This window comes from Piscinibacter sp. HJYY11, from assembly GCF_016735515.1.
Classification (GTDB): domain Bacteria; phylum Pseudomonadota; class Gammaproteobacteria; order Burkholderiales; family Burkholderiaceae_C; genus Rhizobacter.
On record NZ_JAERQZ010000002.1, the window covers coordinates 234632 to 251691 of the forward strand.

Annotated in this window: 15 protein-coding genes; 3 read left to right on the forward strand and 12 right to left on the reverse strand. The window is 69.7% G+C overall.

What is annotated here, in order from left to right:
• Window position 1 precedes the first annotated feature (1 nt).
• On the reverse strand, window positions 2-832 hold the full coding sequence (locus tag JI745_RS24845) for a proteasome-type protease (RefSeq protein WP_201813178.1): 831 nt from the start codon (window positions 830-832) through the stop codon (window positions 2-4).
• Entirely contained in the window at window positions 829-3435 is a 2607-nt protein-coding gene (gene mutS, locus JI745_RS24850) for a DNA mismatch repair protein MutS (protein WP_236675437.1), read from the reverse strand. The genes JI745_RS24845 and mutS overlap by 4 nt, the downstream gene beginning before the upstream one ends.
• 78 nt (window positions 3436-3513) lie before the next feature.
• Between mutS and JI745_RS24855 the strand changes: the two genes are divergently transcribed.
• Entirely contained in the window at window positions 3514-4281 is a 768-nt protein-coding gene (locus JI745_RS24855; protein ID WP_201813179.1) for a VOC family protein, read from the forward strand.
• Here the strand turns inward: JI745_RS24855 and JI745_RS24860 are convergent.
• The 8 genes from JI745_RS24860 to JI745_RS24895 all read right to left on the reverse strand — a co-directional run bounded on the left by JI745_RS24860 (window position 4272) and on the right by JI745_RS24895 (window position 11949).
• The gene (locus JI745_RS24860) at window positions 4272-5015 is read right to left on the reverse strand and encodes an arginyltransferase (protein ID WP_201813180.1); all 744 of its coding nucleotides are present in this window, start codon (window positions 5013-5015) and stop codon (window positions 4272-4274) included. The two genes, JI745_RS24855 and JI745_RS24860, sit on opposite strands and share 10 nt — an antisense overlap.
• Window positions 5012-5779, reverse strand: a complete 768-nt coding sequence (aat, locus tag JI745_RS24865; protein WP_201813182.1) for a leucyl/phenylalanyl-tRNA--protein transferase — start codon at window positions 5777-5779, stop codon at window positions 5012-5014. The genes JI745_RS24860 and aat overlap by 4 nt, the downstream gene beginning before the upstream one ends.
• Window positions 5780-5791: 12 nt before the next feature.
• Window positions 5792-6787 carry an XdhC family protein gene (locus JI745_RS24870; protein ID WP_201813184.1) on the reverse strand — a complete coding sequence of 332 codons (996 nt, stop codon included), beginning with the start codon at window positions 6785-6787 and terminating at the stop codon, window positions 5792-5794.
• Window positions 6788-6883: 96 nt separating this feature from the next.
• Entirely contained in the window at window positions 6884-7642 is a 759-nt protein-coding gene (locus tag JI745_RS24875; RefSeq protein WP_201813185.1) for an SDR family oxidoreductase, read from the reverse strand.
• A complete protein-coding gene (locus tag JI745_RS24880; protein ID WP_201813186.1) occupies window positions 7639-8760 on the reverse strand; it encodes an alkene reductase in 1122 nt (373 codons plus the stop codon). The genes JI745_RS24875 and JI745_RS24880 overlap by 4 nt, the downstream gene beginning before the upstream one ends.
• On the reverse strand, window positions 8757-9365 hold the full coding sequence (locus tag JI745_RS24885) for a TetR/AcrR family transcriptional regulator (protein ID WP_201813187.1): 609 nt from the start codon (window positions 9363-9365) through the stop codon (window positions 8757-8759). The genes JI745_RS24880 and JI745_RS24885 overlap by 4 nt, the downstream gene beginning before the upstream one ends.
• A gap of 123 nt (window positions 9366-9488) precedes the next feature.
• A complete protein-coding gene (locus tag JI745_RS24890; RefSeq protein WP_201813188.1) occupies window positions 9489-11084 on the reverse strand; it encodes a DUF3455 domain-containing protein in 1596 nt (531 codons plus the stop codon).
• Window positions 11085-11115: 31 nt separating this feature from the next.
• Window positions 11116-11949, reverse strand: coding sequence for a class I SAM-dependent methyltransferase (locus tag JI745_RS24895; RefSeq protein WP_201813189.1), 834 nt, complete (start codon window positions 11947-11949; stop codon window positions 11116-11118).
• Between the two features lie 124 nt (window positions 11950-12073).
• Between JI745_RS24895 and JI745_RS24900 the strand changes: the two genes are divergently transcribed.
• Entirely contained in the window at window positions 12074-14098 is a 2025-nt protein-coding gene (locus JI745_RS24900; protein ID WP_310738766.1) for a transcriptional regulator, read from the forward strand.
• A 3-nt stretch (window positions 14099-14101) separates the two neighbouring features.
• Here the strand turns inward: JI745_RS24900 and JI745_RS24905 are convergent, their stop codons facing one another.
• Together JI745_RS24905 and JI745_RS24910 are read right to left on the reverse strand one after the other, a co-directional pair.
• Window positions 14102-14347: a DUF3297 family protein gene (locus JI745_RS24905; RefSeq protein ID WP_201813190.1), complete on the reverse strand. Its 246-nt coding sequence runs from the start codon at window positions 14345-14347 to the stop codon at window positions 14102-14104.
• A gap of 54 nt (window positions 14348-14401) precedes the next feature.
• On the reverse strand, window positions 14402-15226 hold the full coding sequence (locus tag JI745_RS24910) for a DUF1161 domain-containing protein (RefSeq protein ID WP_201813191.1): 825 nt from the start codon (window positions 15224-15226) through the stop codon (window positions 14402-14404).
• A 256-nt stretch (window positions 15227-15482) separates the two neighbouring features.
• Between JI745_RS24910 and JI745_RS24915 the strand changes: the two genes are divergently transcribed.
• Window positions 15483-17054, forward strand: a complete 1572-nt coding sequence (locus JI745_RS24915) for a ShlB/FhaC/HecB family hemolysin secretion/activation protein (protein WP_201813198.1) — start codon at window positions 15483-15485, stop codon at window positions 17052-17054.
• The last annotated feature ends 6 nt before the right edge of the window (window positions 17055-17060 follow it).

Sequence of the window (17060 nt, forward strand, 5' to 3'; positions counted from 1 at the left end):
CTCAGATGATCTTCTCGCTGGCGTTGGTGATCTTGCGCATGGGCTCGAATCGGCCCGAGCGCACGACCAGCGGGTACGCGGTGGTGCCGCCGGACTCCCAGTGCGGGTCCTCGATCGACTCGAACACCTGGCGCAGCTTCTGGCCCCAGGTGTTGCGGATCATGTGGAAATAGGGGTTGTGCTCGTCGATGCAGACCATCTGGTCGCTCTGCAGGCGATCCGCTTCGTAGACCAGCAGGTCGAGCGGCAGGCCCACCGAGAGGTTGGACTTGAGCGTGGAGTCCATCGACACCAGCGCGCACTTGGCCGCCTCGTCCAGCGGCGTGTGCGGCGTGATCATGCGGTCGAGCACCGGCTTGCCGTATTTCGATTCACCCACCTGGAAGAAGCAGGTTTCGCGCGTGGCCTCGATGAAGTTGCCGGCGGAATAGACGAGGAAGAGCCGCATCGCCTCGCCGGCGATCTGGCCGCCGAAGATCATCGAGGCGTTGAAGTCGATGCCTGCGGCACGCAGCGACGGGCCGTCCTGGTCGTAGACGCGGCGCACGGCGCTGCCCAGCACGCGCACCGCGTCGAACATGCTCTTGGCATTCCAGATGGTGAGCGGCGGCTCGTCGGGGCCGTTGTCGAGCTTCTCGACCTGCAGGATCTCGCGCACCGATTGCGAGATCGACAGATTGCCGGCCGACAGCAGCACCATGAAGCGATCGCCCGGCTTCTCGTAGACCATCATCTTGCGGAAGGTGCTGATCGCGTCCAGGCCCGCGTTGGTGCGCGAGTCCGAGAGGAAGACGAGGCCGGCATCGAGCTTGATGCCCACGCAGTACGTCATGTCTTGCTGCTTTCTTGGAGTGTCTTCAGTCGGTAGAGCGCGTCCAGCGCTTCCTTCGGCGACAGCATATCGGGATTGATCGCGGCCAGTGCCTTGTCCACGGCGGAAGCCTCGATTTCTACCGGGGCGGCGGGTGCTGCGAAGAGGTCGATCTGCGCGTCGTGCGCCTTCTGCTGCGCTTCGAGGGCTTCCAGCGCCGCACGGGCTTGCCGCACCAGCACCGCCGGCATGCCGGCGAGGCGCGCCACCTGCACGCCGTAGCTGCGGCTCGCGGGGCCGGGCTGGATGTCGTGCAGGAAGACGATGTCGTCTCCGCTCTCGGCAGCCGACACATGCACGTTCAACGCGCGCTCGTGCTTGACGGGGAACTCGGTCAGCTCGAAGTAGTGCGTGGCGAAGAGCGTGAACGAGCGGTTGCGATCGTGCAGCTGGCTCGCGATCGCGCCGGCCAGCGCGAGGCCGTCGAAGGTCGACGTGCCGCGGCCGATCTCGTCCATCAGCACCAGCGACTGCTCGGTCGCGCTGTGCACGATGGCCGCGGCTTCCGTCATCTCCAGCATGAAGGTCGACTGTGCGTTGGCCAGGTCGTCGGCCGCGCCGATGCGGGTGTGGATGGCATCGATCGGCCCGAGCCGGCATTCGGTGGCCGGCACGAAGGAGCCAATCGCGGCCAGCAGCACGATCAGCGCCACCTGGCGCATGAAGGTGCTCTTGCCGCCCATGTTGGGGCCGGTGATGACGAGCATCTTGCGCGCCGCGTCGAGCCGACAGTCGTTGGCCATGAAGTTGCCGCCGCCGGTCTCGGCCAGGCGCGCCTCGACCACTGGGTGGCGGCCGGCGGTGATGTCGATGCAGGGCTCGCGCACGAACTGCGGACGGCACCAGTTGAGCGTGTTGGCGCGTTCGGCCAGCGCCGCCAGCGCGTCGAGGCTCGCCAGCGCACGGGCCAGGCCGCCAAGCTCGTCGAGATGCGTCTGCAACTGGTCGATCACCGCCTCGTACAGCATCTTCTCGCGCGCCAACGAGCGGTCTTGTGCCGACAGGGCCTTGTCCTCGAAGGCCTTCAGCTCGGGCGTGATGAAGCGCTCCGCGTTCTTCAGCGTCTGCCGGCGCTGGTAGTCCATCGGCACCTTGCTCGCCTGGCCCTGCGTCACCTCGATGTAGAAGCCGTGGACCTTGTTGTATTGCACGCGCAGGTTGGCGATGCCGGTGCGCGCGCGTTCGCGCGCTTCCAGGTCGAGCAGATAGGCGTCGCAGTTCTGGCTGATGCCGCGCAGCTCGTCGAGGTCCTGGTCATAGCCGGGGGCGATGACGCCTCCGTCGCGCAGCAGGACCGAAGGCTCCTCGGCGATGGCGCTGCGAAGCAGCTGCTCGATCGCGGGTGCCGGGCTGAGTAGTTCGGCCAGCATGTTGAGCAGCAGCGCCTGGCCGGTGGGCACCAGGGCGCGCAGCGCCGGCAGGCCCTGCAGCGTGGCGCGCAGGCCGGTCAGCTCGCGCGGGCGCACCTGGCGCAAGGCGATGCGGGCGGTGATGCGCTCGACGTCGCTCACATGGCGCAGGGCTTCGCGCATGGGGTCGGCTGCTCTCGCCATGAGCACCTCGATGGCATCGTGCCGCTGCATCGCGACCTGGCGCTCGCGCAACGGGTGCGTGAGCCAGTGGCGCAGTGCGCGGCTGCCCATGCCGGTGCGGCAGGTGTCGAGCAGCGAGAGCAGGGTGGGCGCATTGTCGCCGCGCAGCGTCTGCGTGAGCTCGAGGTTGCGGTGGGTGGTGGGCGGCAGGTCGAGCAGGTCGCTCGCACGCTCGACGGTGAGCGTGCGCACGTGCGCGAGCGCCTGTCCCTGCGTGTGCTCGGCGTAGCTCAGCAGCGCCGCGGCGGCGGCGTGCGCACAGGCGAGGTCCTGCGCGTTGTAGCCGGCGAGGCTGGCCACCCTCAGCTGCTCGCAGAGCTTGCGCATGCCGAGCGTGGCGTCGAACTGCCAGTCGGGCCGGTGGGTGATGGCGATGCGCGAGGCGGTCAGGGCCGCGGGCACCTGGTCGCGCGCCACGAGCACTTCGGCCGCATTCAGCCGCGACAGCCAGCCCGCGAGCTCGCGCTCGTTGCACTCGGTGATGCCGAGCTGGCCGTTGGAAACGCCCAGCCACGCGAGGCCATAGCTCACCACGCCGCGCTTGGTCTGTTGCGACAGGGCCATCAGCAACGCATCGCGCTTGTCGGCGAGCAGCTCCGTATCGGTGACGGTGCCCGGCGTCACCACGCGCACCACCTTGCGCTCGACAGGCCCCTTGGCGGTGGCCACGTCGCCCACCTGTTCGGCGATGGCCACCGCTTCGCCGAGCTTGATGAGCTTCGCAAGGTAGCTCTCGACCGAATGCACCGGCACGCCGGCCATCACCACCGGCTCGCCGCCGCTCTGGCCGCGTTGGGTCAGCGTGATGTCGAGCAGCTTGTTGGCCCGACGGGCGTCGTCGTAGAAGAGCTCGTAGAAATCGCCCATCCGGTAGAACACCAGCGTGTCGGGGTGCTCGGCCTTGATGCGCAGGTACTGCTGCATCATCGGCGTGTGGTGGGCGAGGTCCGGGGCCAGGGTGGCGGTGTTCATGCGGAAGGTCGGCGAGGTCAGCCGCGTATTGTCCACACCGCGCTCGCCTCGGCCGATCCGCCCCTATGCTTGGTGGCCATGCTGCGCCTTCGCCAAATCTGCCTCCTCGCCCCCGAACTCGAGCCCGCCGTGGAGCAGGTGAGGCGCATCTTCGGTGTCGACGTGTGCCACCGCGACGAAGCGGTGGCGAAATACGGCCTCGTCAACGCGCTCTTCGTCTTCGGCCACCAGTTCCTCGAGATCGTCGCGCCGACGCGCGACGGCGCGGCCGCCGGCCGCTTTCTCGAGCGCACTGGCGCCCAAGGGGGCGGCTACATGGCCATCTTCGACACACACGACCCCGAGCGCCGGCAGGCGCTGGTCGAGTCGCTCAACGTGCGCATCGCCCACGTGATGGATGCGCCGGGTTTCCACGGCATCCAGCTGCACCCGCGCGATGCCCGCGCCACGATGCTCGAGTTCGACCGCAGCGACGGCAACGAGCGCCTCGACGGTGCCTACTGGCCCGCCGGCCCGCATTGGCTGGCCCACCAGCGGCTCGACCGGGTGTCCGGCATCCCGTGGATCGAGGTGGAGACACCCGACGTGAACGGCCTCGCCGTGCACTGGGCGCGCATCGTCGACGTGCCCATCGCCGTGGACGACGACGATGCGACCGTGCTGCATTTCGACCTGGGCGGCGTTCGATTCCTGCCGGGCACGCCGGAGCGGCTGGCGGCGCTGCATGTGGAAGTGGCCGACCCAGCGGCCGTGCTCGCCGCAGCACGCGCCGAAGGCGTCGCGGTAGAAGGGGATCGGTTCGTCTTCTGCGGCGTGCGGATGCTGCCGCGCCGCGCTCAGCCCTGAGCGGGCACCCAGCGCTCGTTCACCAGCACCTCGTGCGGCCTGAACTGGGCCTTGTACGACATCTTGTCGCTGTCGTGGATCCAGTAGCCGAGGTACACATGCTTGAGCTTGAGCAGGCGGGTCTGCTCGATCTGCCACATCACGTTGTAGGTGCCGTAGCTGGTGCGCGGCTCGGGTTCGTAGAAGGTGTAGACCGCCGACAGCCCGTCGTTGAGGATGTCGAGGATGGAGACCATCTTCAGCGCGCCCAGCGCGCCATCGGGCCCCGGCGGCTCGCGGAACTCGACCAGCCGCGAGTTGACCCGGCTTTGCAGCAGGAACTGGGTGTACTGGTCGACGGAATCGTTGTCCATGCCGCCGCCGCTGTGGCGGCCGGCCTGGTAGCGCAGGTAGAGCTGGTAGTGCTCGGGCACGAAGCACAGGCGCAGCACGCGGGCCTGCAGGTTGCCGTGCTGCTTCCAGGCGCGGCGCTGGCTGCGGGTGGCTTCGAACTGCTTGACCGGTATGCGCAGCGGAACGCAGGCGCGGCAGCCGTCACAGAACGGCCGGTAGGTGAACATGCCGCTGCGGCGGAAGCCGTTGGCGACGAGGCCCGAGTAGGCGTCGGCGTGGATGAGGTGGCTGGGGGTGGCGACCTGCGAGCGCGCCATGCGGCCCGCGATGTAGCTGCACGGGTAGGGCGCGGTGGCGTAGAACTGGATCGACGAGAGCGGGAGCTCTTTCGGGTGGGTCACGGGCCGTTTTCCTCAGAGGCCTCGCCGTGAAGATTCAGCTCGGCCCACGTCGCAGGATGATAGGTCCAGTCCTTTATAGCCGGTTCCCTTACCCGTGGGGTGATCGCGGCCTCGAATTCGGCGCGCGAAATCTCACGTGCGCCCAGTGAGGCCAGGTGCCGGGTGCGTTGCTGGCAGTCGATGAGGTCGATGCCGTGGGCGCGGCAGAAGGCCACCATCGCCGCGGTGGCGATCTTCGACGCATCGGTGCGGTGCGAGAACATCGACTCGCCGTAGAACATCGTCCCGAGGTTGATGCCGTAAAGCCCACCCACAAGCTGCCCGTCGACCCAGGTCTCGAAGCTGTGCACCGCGCCCTCGGCATGCCAGTCGCAGTAGGCGTCGATCATCTCCGGCAGGATCCAGGTGCCGGCCTGGCCGTCGCGCGGCGTCGAGGCGCAGGCGGTGATGACGCGGCGGAAGGCGCTGTCGATGCGCACCTCGCAACGCGGATGGTCGAGGATGAAATGGCGCAGCGTCTTGCGCAGCGAGCGCGAGACCTTGAACTCGTCGGTGAAGAGCACCATGCGCGGGTCCGGTGACCACCACAGGATCGGCTGGCCCTCGCTGTACCAGGGGAACACGCCCTTGCTGTAGGCCTCGGTGAGCCGTGCGGTGGTGAGCTCGCCCCCGGCGGCCAGCAGACCCGGTGCGTCAGACCCGGGGGGCAGGGCCAGACGCGTGTCGGGCAGCGGGTCGAGCGGGTGGCGCAGCCACGGGATCATGCAGGGCGGCGCTCAGCTCGGGGTTTGGCAGCTGGGAGCGTCTTGCAGCACGGGCTTCTTCTGCGAGAGCGCGACGCCGTGCCGCACGGCGACGATCTCGGCCAGGATGGACACGGCAATCTCCGCCGGCGTGCGGCCGCCGAGGTCGAGCCCGATGGGGCCGTGCAGGCGGCCAATCTCCTCGGCCGACAGGTCGAAGAGGGCGAGCCGCTCCTTGCGCTTGGCGGTGTTGCCGCGCGAGCCGAGTGCGCCGACGTAGAAGGCAGGTGACTTCAAGGCTTCGAGCAAGGCCATGTCGTCGAGCTTGGGGTCGTGGGTGACGGCGACCACGGCGCTGTGCGGGTCGAGTTGAAGCTCCTGCACCAGGTCGTCGGGCATGGTGGTGCTGAAGCGGGTGCCGGGCACGTCCCAGGTGAGGTGGTATTCCTTGCGCGGGTCGCAGCAGATGATCTCGAAGTCGAGCGCGAGCGCCATCTGCGCCAGCACGCGCGAGAGTTGCCCCGCGCCGATGATGAGCATGCGCCAGCGTGGGCCGAAAAGGGCGCGCATCACCTGGCCGTCGAAGCTGAAGGCCTCGCCGCGGGTGGCGGCCTCGACCGTCACCGTGCCGGAGGCGAGGTCGAGCCGGCGGGCCACGAGTTCGTGGCGTGCGGTGCGGGCCAGCACCTCGTCGATCCAGGCCACGTCGGCCAGCGGCTCCTGCACCAGGCGGAGGTTGCCGCCGCAGGGCAGGCCGAAGCGGGCAGCCTCCTCCTTGGTGACGCCGTAGGTCGCGAGCGAGGGTGTGTCCATGGCCTCGCCGGCGCGCACACGCTCGATGAGGTCGTCTTCCACGCAGCCGCCCGAGACCGAGCCGACCACGAGGCCATCACCGCGCATCGCCAGCAGGGCGCCGGGCGGGCGGGGCGCCGAGCCCCAGGTTTCGATCACGGTGACCAGGCGCACCGCGTGGCCGGCGGCATGCCACTGGCGGGCTTGGGTAAGGACTTGCAGGTCGAGGCTGTCCATGGGGCGCGAATACGAAGGTTGCGGGCCATCGTAGCGCGCCCCTGTCGCCGATGCAGGGGAGAGCTTTCCCGGGCGGCTCGTCCCGGGGTCGGGCACTCAGCGTGCCGTCATGCCCCCGTCGACCAGCAGCGGGTGGCCGACCACGAAGGATGCGTCCTCCGAACTCAGGAACACCGCCGCGCGGGCGATCTCTTCCGCCTGACCGAGCCGGCCGATCGGATGCGCCTGCTCGATGTGGGGCGCGCGCTTGGGCTCGCGGGCGATGGCGCGCTCGGTCATCTCGGTGTCGATGATGCCGGGGCACACCGCGTTGACGCGGATGCCCTTGCGCGCGTACTCCACACCAGCGGCGCGGGTGAGGCCGAGCACGGCGTGCTTGGTTGCGCCATAGACCGGCTGGCGCGCCGCGCCGATCACGCCGCCCACCGACGAGGTGTTGACGATGGCGCCGCCCGAGCCTTGCTCGAGCATCTGCGTGATCTCGTGCTTCATGCACAGCCACACGCCCTTGATGTTGACGGCCACCAGCTTGTCGAACTCTTCTTCGGTGGCCTTGTGCAGCGGCAGGTGCTCGATGTCGATGCCGGCGTTGTTGAAGGCGATGTCGAGCCGCCCGAAGCGGGTGACGACCTGCTTCACCATGGCTTCGACCTGCGCCGACTTGCTCACGTCGACCGTGATCGCAATGGCCTCCCCGCCGGCCACTTCGATCTCGGCCGCGACGGCTTGCGCCGCTTCGCTGTTGAGATCGGCGACGGCCACCTTCGCGCCTTCACGCTGGTAGGCCAGCGCCGTGGCACGGCCGATGCCGCCCCCGCCGCCCGTGACGAGTGCGACCTTGCCCTGCAGCCTCATGCGTTCACCTCGTCGAGCGACGGGTAGTGGGTGTAGCCGAAGGCACCTTCGCCACCGTAGAGCGGCGCGGCCTTGTCCGGCGCGTTGAGCGGCGCGTTCTCGCGGAAGCGGCGCACGAGGTCGGGGTTGACGATGATCTTGCGGCCGAACGACACCATGTCGGCACGCCCGCTCTTGATCGCCTCGACCGCCATCTCCTTGGTGTAGCCGTTGTTGACCATCCACACGCCGGAGTACAGCTTGCGCAGCGCTTCGTAGTCGAAGGGCCGGTTGTCGCGCGGGCCACCGGTGTGGCCTTCGACGATGTGCAGGTAGACCGGGTGCAGCTTCTCGAGCTCGCGCACCACGTGTTCGAAGAGCGGCTGGGGTTCGGGCTCCACCGAGTCATTCACCGGCGACACCGGCGAGAGCCGCAGGCCCACGCGCTTGGCGCCGATCTCGCCGATGACGGCGGCCGTGATCTCGAGCAGGAAGCGCGCGCGGTTCTCGATCGAGCCGCCGTACTGGTCGGTGCGCTGGTTGGAGCCGCTGCGCAGGAAGGCGTCGATCAGGTAGCCGTGGGCGGCGTGCAGCTCGATGCCGTCGAAGCCGGCTTTGATGGCGTTGGCGGCGGCGGTGCGGAAGTCGTTCACCACGCCCGCGATTTCTTCGGTGGCCAATGCGCGCGGTTCGGAGGTTTCGACGAAACCCTGGCCGACGACGAACGTGCGGGCACCGGTGGCCTTGAGCGCCGAAGGCGCGACCGGCGCCTGCTGCCCCGGCTGGAAACGCGAGTGCGACACACGCCCGGTGTGCCAGAGCTGCACGAAGATCCTGCCGCCCTTGGCGTGCACCGCATCGGTCACCTTCTTCCAGCCGGCGATCTGCTCGGGTGTGTGCAGGCCGGGCGTGGCGTCATAGCCCTGGGCCTGGGCCGACACCTGCGTGGCTTCGGCGATCACGAGGCCGACGCTGGCGCGCTGCGTGTAGTACTCGACGGCCAGGGGGCCCGGCACGTTGCCTTCTGCGGCGCGGTTGCGGGTGAGCGGGGCCATGGCCATGCGGTTGGCAAGCGTGATGTCGCCGAGCTGGATCGGCTGGAACAGCACGTCGTGGGAGGTGTCGGTGGTGGTGGTCATGTGGGTTGGGCGGGGTAGAAACGATCGAGCAAGAGGGTGATGGTGTCGCGCAGCGGTTGCACCGAGCGCTCGACCTTCATGCGCAGCAGGGCGCCTTGCCAGGTGGCCCAGGTGAGCGCGGAGAGCTCGGTGGCGTCGACGTCGTCACGCACCACGCCGTCGGCCTGCGCGGTGCGGATGAGGCCGGCCAGGCGCTCGCGCCAGCCGAGCTGTGCGGCCAGCAGCGTCTCGCGGCAGCTCTCGCTGACGAGCGCGATCTCGGAGGCGAAGTTGCCGATCAGGCAACCCGAGGGGCGGTCGGCGTGGCGCTCGTGGTAGGCCGTCATCTGCGCGAAGACGTGGCGGATGGCCGCCATCGGCTCGGTGGGGGCGGTGGCCATCATGCGTTCCCACGAGAGGCACATGAAGCCGGCGTAGCGCTCGGCCACTGCGGCGGCAAAGGCTTCCTTGCTGCTGAAGTGGTTGTAGAACGAGCCCTTGGGGACGCTCGCCGCGTCGGTGATCTGCTGGATGCCGGTGGCGTTGTAGCCCCGCTGGAGGAAGAGGTCGCGCCCGGCGCTGAGCAGGCGGTTGGGGATGTCGGTCGGGTCGGCGGTCCGTGGCATCCCTAAATAATATGACCGGTCGTCTTGAAACGTCAAGGCGGTGAGCTCAGCCCCACAACGAAAAAGGCCGCCGCCGGCTCAAGCGAGCGGCGGGCGGCCTCGGGTTCCAACCTTGGCGGGGTGTCACGACGATGCGTACAGCAGGTAGTCGGCGGTGTACGGCACCTTGTCGGTCTTGCCGACCATGCCCTTGTCGCAGCGTTGCGTGGGGGCCAAGCCGCCGGTCGTGTTGACGCGCTGGATGCTCGTCACCGACGCATAGCGCCCGGTGCCGCCCACCGAGCGGGCCGACAGCAGCAGCCAGGGGATCGCCCCCTCCTGCGGCGCCTCGGCGCGGGCCTCGACCTTGCCGACGATCTTGCTGCCGTCGGCCGCTTCCCAGTGCGGGCCGGCGTAGTGCGTGCCGCTCGGCTTGCCCTGGCCATCGAACAACTCGGCCTGCGGGGCGACGAACACCCACTGCGCACCGGTCGGCGCCGCCTTGTCGGCGCGGCACTCGTAGACCTGCACGCCGCGCGCTGCGACACGCTCGACCAGCTTCGCATCACCCGCCGGGGCCAGCGCGAACTGCGCCACCGCCTGCGAGCCGATCTGCTTGCCCATCACCAGGCCCACTTCGGTGGCGGTGCGGAAGTGGATGCCGGCGTAGATGCGCGACACCGAGATCTCGCGGGCGAGCTCGTCCACCGTCTTCCACTTGCGCGTGGCCCCGCCCGCGGTCGGGCTGCTCGTGCTCAGCACCGGCAGGTTGGGGCCTTCGGCCTGCAGCACGCCGGTGATGACGCCCGCGAGGATCGAGTGCGTGCTCGGGTACTCGGGGTGCAGCGGGGCGTCGATCAGCGAGGCCCAACCAGCTTCCAGCGTGGTGCCGTCGTTCTGGTCCATGTCGCCGTTGCGGATGGCGGTGACGGGGCGCCAGAAGTTGTAGTGGTACTTGGCTTCCAGGCCGGCGATCAGGCCGTCGTCCATCGCCTGCGAGGCGACGGCGAAGAGGCGTGCGTTCTGCGCGACGCTGCGGTTCGGCTGGTTGGCCACCGAGCGCAGCACGGCGTGGTAGACCGGGGGCAGCGAATATTCCCAGAAGCGTGCGATCTCGGTCTGCTCGGCGCTGCGCTTGGTGCTGGCCTTGCTGCCGAGGGTGCGCACTTCCTCGTAGTCGCGAGCCCACTGGGCGCTGGTGAGCGCAGGCGGCGGCCCGGGGCGGAACTGGGCGGGGCTCGACAGGTTCCATGGCTTGCGCTGCACCCATTGCGGCGCGGCGACGGCCGCGGTCGGCACATAGGCGCCGGCTGCTGCGTGCGGGCGATAGCGCTCGGGCGTGGCGGCGCCATCGTCCAGGCGGCGTGCCAGCACGGCGGCCGCCGCCTTCTCGCCGGCGGCGATGCCTGCCGTCTTGGCCGGGCCGTCGGGCAGCTTGGCCAGTGCCGCCTGGTAGGCGGTGTTGACCGCGGCCTCTTGCGAAGGCAGCAGCTTGACGAGCGTCACGCGGTTGGCGGCGGCGACGGCGGCGTCGACATTGGCGGTGGTGCCGGCGGCGAGCACGGCGTCGTAGACGGCGGTCTGCACGAAGGCGATCACGCGGTTGGCGGGAGGCGTGCCCAGCTTGGCGGCGACGAGGGTGTCACCGGCCACGACGTTCCAGTCGGTGATGACGTCGGCGTGGGCCGTGGCGCCAAGGGCGATCAGGCAGGCGCCGGCGATGAGGTGGCGATGGTTCATGTTGTTCTCTCTGTGTGGAGTGGCGGAGGGTTCAGAAACGGGTGATGACGACCTGCAGGTACTCGCTCGGCACGACCAGCGTGCCGTCGTCGGCGCGGTTGAAGCGGGCGATCAGCGCGAGCAGGTCGTCGGCGAGCACCGCCTGCCTGGTGACGTCGAGCGCGGCAAAGGCCTTGTGCACCGGGCCGTACCAGGTCTTGAAGACGTGCAGGAAGTGCTCGGGCGAGCGGTAGCGGAACATGAAGTGGCGCGACTCCGCGCGCACCAGCCCCTGCGTGTCGAAGAGCGAGGCCAGGTGCGGGCGCGAGCCCCACAGGGCGGGCGACTTCACGCCAGCGGGCGGCGCGACGTGCCGGCCCAGCACCTTGAAGACTTCGCCGATGAAGCTCTCGGGCGTCCAGTTGGCCATGCCGATCTTGCCGCCCGGGCGGCACACGCGCAGCATTTCGCTCGCGGTGCGCTCGTGGTTGGGCGCAAACATGTTGCCGAAGGTGGAGGTGACGACATCGAAGCTCGCGTCGTCGAAGGGCAGGGCCTCGACGTCGGCTTCGCGGAAGTCGATCTCGCTGAAACCCTCGGCGATGGCGCGCGCACGGCCCCGCTCGAGCAGCGACGGCACGTAGTCGGTCGAGGTCACCTCGGCCCAGCGGCGCGCGGCGGCCAGGGTGGCGTTGCCGTTGCCGGCGGCCACGTCGAGCACACGCTGGCCCGAGCGCAGGTCGAGCGCCTCGCACAGCGACTCGCCCACAATCTGCAGGGTCGTGCCGATGACGGCATAGTCGCCCGAGCTCCAGGCGGCCTTCTGGCGGGTCTTGATGGCGGCGAAGTCCGGGGCTTCAGCCGCGGCGGTGGAAAATGCATTCATGACAGGGGCTCCAATGGTTTCTGTTGACAGGCTCGGCCGCCGGGTTGTGTGTCGGCTGTGACCGTGCACAGGACTGTCCCGGCGGGGCGTTGAAACCAGCGTGGAAATGAGCGTGGGAACTGGCGTGGGAACTGCAGACGAGGCGATCGCGGCGACCAGGGGCTGGCGGCTCCAGCTGCTGGGCCCGCTCGTGCTCAGCCAGCAGGGCAGCGCGGTGGCGCTGCCCTCGTCACGCAAGGTGCGGGCGCTGCTGGCCTACCTGGCGGTGGCGGGCCACGGGGTGTCGCGCCACCACCTGTGCGAGCTGCTGTGGGACCTGCCCAACGATCCGCGTGGCGAGTTGCGCTGGTGCCTGAGCAAGCTGCGCGGCGTGCTCGACGAAGAGGGCCAGGCGCGGGTGCTGACCGAGGGCGAGACGCTGCGCCTCGACCTCGCCGGCGTCGACGTCGATGCGACCCGGCTGCTGCACGCGCTGCAGGGCGGCGTCGCCCTGCTGGGCGCCGACGAGCTGCGCGCGTGGGCCGGTGCGTTCCACGGCGACTTCCTCGAAGGCCTCGACATTCCGCGAAGCGCGGCCTACACCGGCTGGCTCACCGCGCAACGACGGCGCTTCCGCGCGGCGCATGCGGCGGTGCTGGAGCGGCTGGCCTTGTCTCTCCCGCCGACGGCTGACGACACCGTGCCGACCTTCGAGGCCTGGCTGCGGCTCGCACCCTTCGACGCACGCGCCCACCAAGGCTTGTTGAACGCACTGGCGGCGAGTGGCCGGCTGCGCGAAGGCGACGAGCACCTCGCCGCAGTCGCCCGCCAATACGAAGCCGAAGCGCAGGACTGGGGCGCGATCGGCCATGCCTGGCGCGCCGCGAAGCAACGGCATTCGCACGCAACGGGGTCGGGCGTGATCGTGCTCGACGTCGCGAAGCCCGAAGCCGAGGCGCCGGCCCGCGGTCGACGCGCGTCGCTCGCCGTCATGCCCTTCAGCGACCGCTCGCGTGGCGTCAGCGCCCGCGGCGGGCTGGGCGACGGCCTGGCGCACGACGTCATCACCCGCCTGTCGAAGCTGCGCAGCATGTTCGTCATCGCGCAGGGCACGGTGTTCGCGCTCGACGAGCGGCACATCGGCGCCGAGGACGCGGCGCGCCGGCTGAACGTCGACTACGTGGCCGGGGGCTCGCTGCGGGTGGAGCCGGGCGGACGCCTGAGCGTCTCGGTGCAGCTCAGCGAGACGCGTACCGCGCGCGTGCTCTGGGCCGAAGTGTTCGAGGGCCGCATGGGCGACACCTTCGGCGTGCTCGACGAGATCGGCGATCGCATCGTGGCAGCGCTCTCCAACCAGATCGAGGTGTCGGAGCGCAACCGCGCCATCCTCAAGTCACCCAGTTCGCTCGACGCCTGGGAGGCGCACCACCGCGGCCTGTGGCACATGATGCGGTTCAACCGCGAGGACAACGAGCAGGCCCGCCACTTCTTCCAGACCGCGGTTCGCCTGGACCCGAGCTTTGCGCGGCCGTATGCGGGCCTCTCGTTCACCCATTTCCAGGACGCCTTCCTCGGCTGGACCGACCGCGCCCAGGCCGAGGAGCTGGCCTACCGCGCCGCCTCGGACGGCCTCATGGCCGACGAGCTCGACCCCTCGGCGCGCTGGGCGCTGGGCCGTGCCCACTGGCTGCGCGGGCGCATCGACGAATCGATCGCCGAGCTCGACACCAGCGTCGACCTGAGCCCGAACTTCGCGCATGGCCACTACACGCGGGCCTTCGTGCACTCTCAGTCGGGCGATGCGGAGCTCGCCATCCAGGCCACCGACCACGCGCGCGACCTGAGCCCCTTCGACCCGATGCTGTTTGCGATGCTGGCCACCAGGGCGCTCGGGCTCATGCGCCTGGGGCGTTACGAGGAAGCTGCCGACTGGGCCATGAAGGCGGCGGCCCGCCCCAACGCGCACGTGCACATCATGGGCATCGCGGCGCATTGCCTCGCCTTGGCCGACCGCAAGGCCCAGGCGCTCGAGATGGCCGCCTCCATCCAGCGTGTGCAGCCGGGCTACGGCCTTGAGGATTTCCTGGCGGGCTTCCACTACGGGGCCGATGCAGAGTCCGTCATGCGCCAGGCCCATGGCCGCATCGCGACCTGGTCTGCCTCCCGCTGACGGTCAGCGGTAGTACGCCTCGACCGTGCCCTTGAGCTTGATCATCAGGGGCTGGCCCTTGCGGTCGAGCGTCTTGCCGGCGGGCACCTTCACCCAGCCTTCGCTGATGCAGTATTCCTCGACGTCGTGGCGCTCCTTGCCATTGAGGCGGATGCCGATCGGGTACTCGAACACAGCGGCCACGTGATGCGGGCTTCTCGGGTCGCACGACAGGTGGTCGGGCAGGGCGGGCTTGGTTTCTTCGGTCATGGCGATGCGGGCGAAATCGAAAAGCGGCGATTGTCAGCGACTCTCGCCAGTCGCTCAGAGCCGCGGGCCCCTCGGCAGGCCGGCCTCGTCGTAGGCCATGCGGTGGGAGACCCAGGACCACAGCCAGGCCACCAACGGCAGGGCCAGCAGCAGCCAGAGCCAGCGGCCGTAGGTGCTGAGGAAGCCAGACTTGTCGTTACCGCTGTCGTGGCCCGATGTCGGGGTGGCCGGTGCGGCGGTGGTCGCGACAGCGGATCTCTCGGCCGGCTTGTCGATGACCACCGGCCTGGCGAGCGCCACCGCGGGTGCCGGGGCTGAGGCCACCGTCGTGACGACCGGCGCGGGGCGCGGCGCCGGCGCGGGCGCAGGTGGCGGCGGCACGGGTGCAGGTTTCGGTGCAGCGGCAAGCGGGGCGGGCGCAGGAGCGGGCGTCACGGGTTTGGCGGCCACGGCCGGCTCGGGCTTAGGCTTGGGCACCTCTTTCTGCGCGACCGCGGGTGCCGGCGCCGAGGCGGTGGGCCGGGTCGCTGGCACCGGCGTGGGGGTCGGCGTGGCTGTCGGCGCGGGTGCAGGCGCAGGTGCCGGCGCCGTGGCCGCCGGTGCAGAACCCGCGGACCCATCGGCCGCGATCGGCGCACCACCGAAACGGCGGTAGATCACCTTGCGCGCACCGCCCTCGCAGGTGCCGATCACCTTGCCGCCCGCTGGCACCGGTGTCCTGGCCGGCACGTCGTCCATTGCGTAGCCCTTGATCTCGGGCGGGATGCGCGAGGCCAGGGTCTGCTTCAGCAGCTCGCAGGAATTGGACTGGGCCTGGGCGCCTGGTGCGAGCAGCATCGGAATGGTGCTCAGCAGCAGCGCGTTGCGGTACGAGGGCATGGAATGCAGAAAGGGCGGGACGGGTGATGCGGCGGGAACGCTACACCATCCGCGCCCGCGCCGCACCGAGGCAAGACCCAGGAGCATGACCGAAGTCACCAGTCCTCCGAATGCGGGATGCCGTCGTCGGGCCCGGCGCGCAACATCGGGCCGCACTTTGCGGGGGAGCGCCTTGGGTCATCAACGATGGGTCTCGCTGCCATTGCTGGCAATGCTGTGGGCTGCGGCCGGCGGTGCATGGGCGCAGGCAGGCGCCGTGCAACCGGGTCGCGTGGAGCGCGACACACGCCAGCCGCCAGAGCCGGTGCGGCGCGACAGCGTGCGCATCGACGCCCCGCGCTTTGCCGAGCAGGTGCCCGCCGGCGCGCAGGACGTGCGCTTCCTCCTCGGCGAAGTGCTGCTCGAAGGCAACACCGCCTTGTCGACACAAGCGCTCTCGGACGCCTGGACGCCGCTCGTGGGCAAGCCCGTCACCCTGGCCGACGCCTTCGGCATCGCCGCCGCGATCTCGGCGCGCTATCGCGCGGCGGGCTACATCCTGTCGCAGGCGATCATCCCGCCGCAGGACATCCGCACCGTCGGGGTCGCGGTGCTGCGCATCCAGGTGGTCGAGGGCTTCATCGGGCAGGTCAGCGTGACCGGCCTGCCGCCCGAGAAACTGCTGCCGTACCTGGAGCGCGTGAAAGTCGATCGGCCGCTGCAGCTGGCCACGCTGGAGCGCAGCCTGCTGCTGATCGGCGAGCTGCCGGGCGTGTCGTCGCAGGCCCACCTCAAGGCCAGCGCCACACCCAATGCGTCGGACCTGGAGCTCGTGGCCAGCCAGAAGCGCAGCGAGTTCTCCTTCTCGGCCCACAATCGCAGCACGCCCTCGCAGGGCCGACTGCGGCTGGAGGCTTCGGGCGAAGTGCGCGGCGTTCTCGGCCACTTCGACCGCCACAGCCTGCGCTGGGTCGGCTCAGGTGACGACCGGCTCAACATGCTGGCCTACGCAGCCGACATGCCCCTGGGCCGCAACGGCCTGAAGTTCAACCTGGGCCTCTCGGCCTCGCGCTCCCAGCCCGACACCGACCTTGCCCTGAGCAACATCGACACCCGCAGCGACAACCTTTCGCTCGGCCTGAGCCAGGCCGTGCTGCGCAGCCGCCAGACCAACCTCTCGGTGCGCGGCACGCTCGTTGGCTACGACAACAGCTCCGAAGTGGCAGGCACGATCGCCAGCGAAGACCACATCCGCGCCCTGCGCCTCGGGCTGACCGGCGACGTGGCCGATGGCTGGGGCGGCATCTCGCTGCTCGACGTGGAATGGTCCAAGGGGCTGTCGAGCCTGGGGGCCGACAAGGAAAGCGAGTTGCCCAGCGCCTCGGCCAACCCCCAGTTCACCAAGTGGACCGTCTACGCGGCGCGGCTGCAGGCCATCAGCCGCACCTGGTCGGCACTGCTCGCGGCCACTGCGCAGGGCGCCAGCGACAAGCTGCCCACGGCCGAGCAGCTGGGCCTGGGCGGCGAGACCTTCCTGCGGGCCTTCGACCCGTCTGAAGTGATCGGCGAGAAAGGCTCGGCCGCCAAGCTCGAACTGCGCTACGACCTCGGTGGCACGCGCGTGGCCTCGACGCTGTACGCATATGCCGAGAGCGGCAAGGTACAACGCCGCCAGGCCGATGGTTCCTATCTGTCGACGTCGCTGTCGTCGACAGGCGTCGGAGTGCGCCTGAGCGGCCCGGCGCGCACCCGCGGCTACCTGGAAGTGGGCAAGCCCGGCCGCAAGGACGTCGCCAGCGAAGGCAACCGCAAGGCCCGCGTCTTCGCCGGCCTGGGCATCGATTTCTGAGGGACA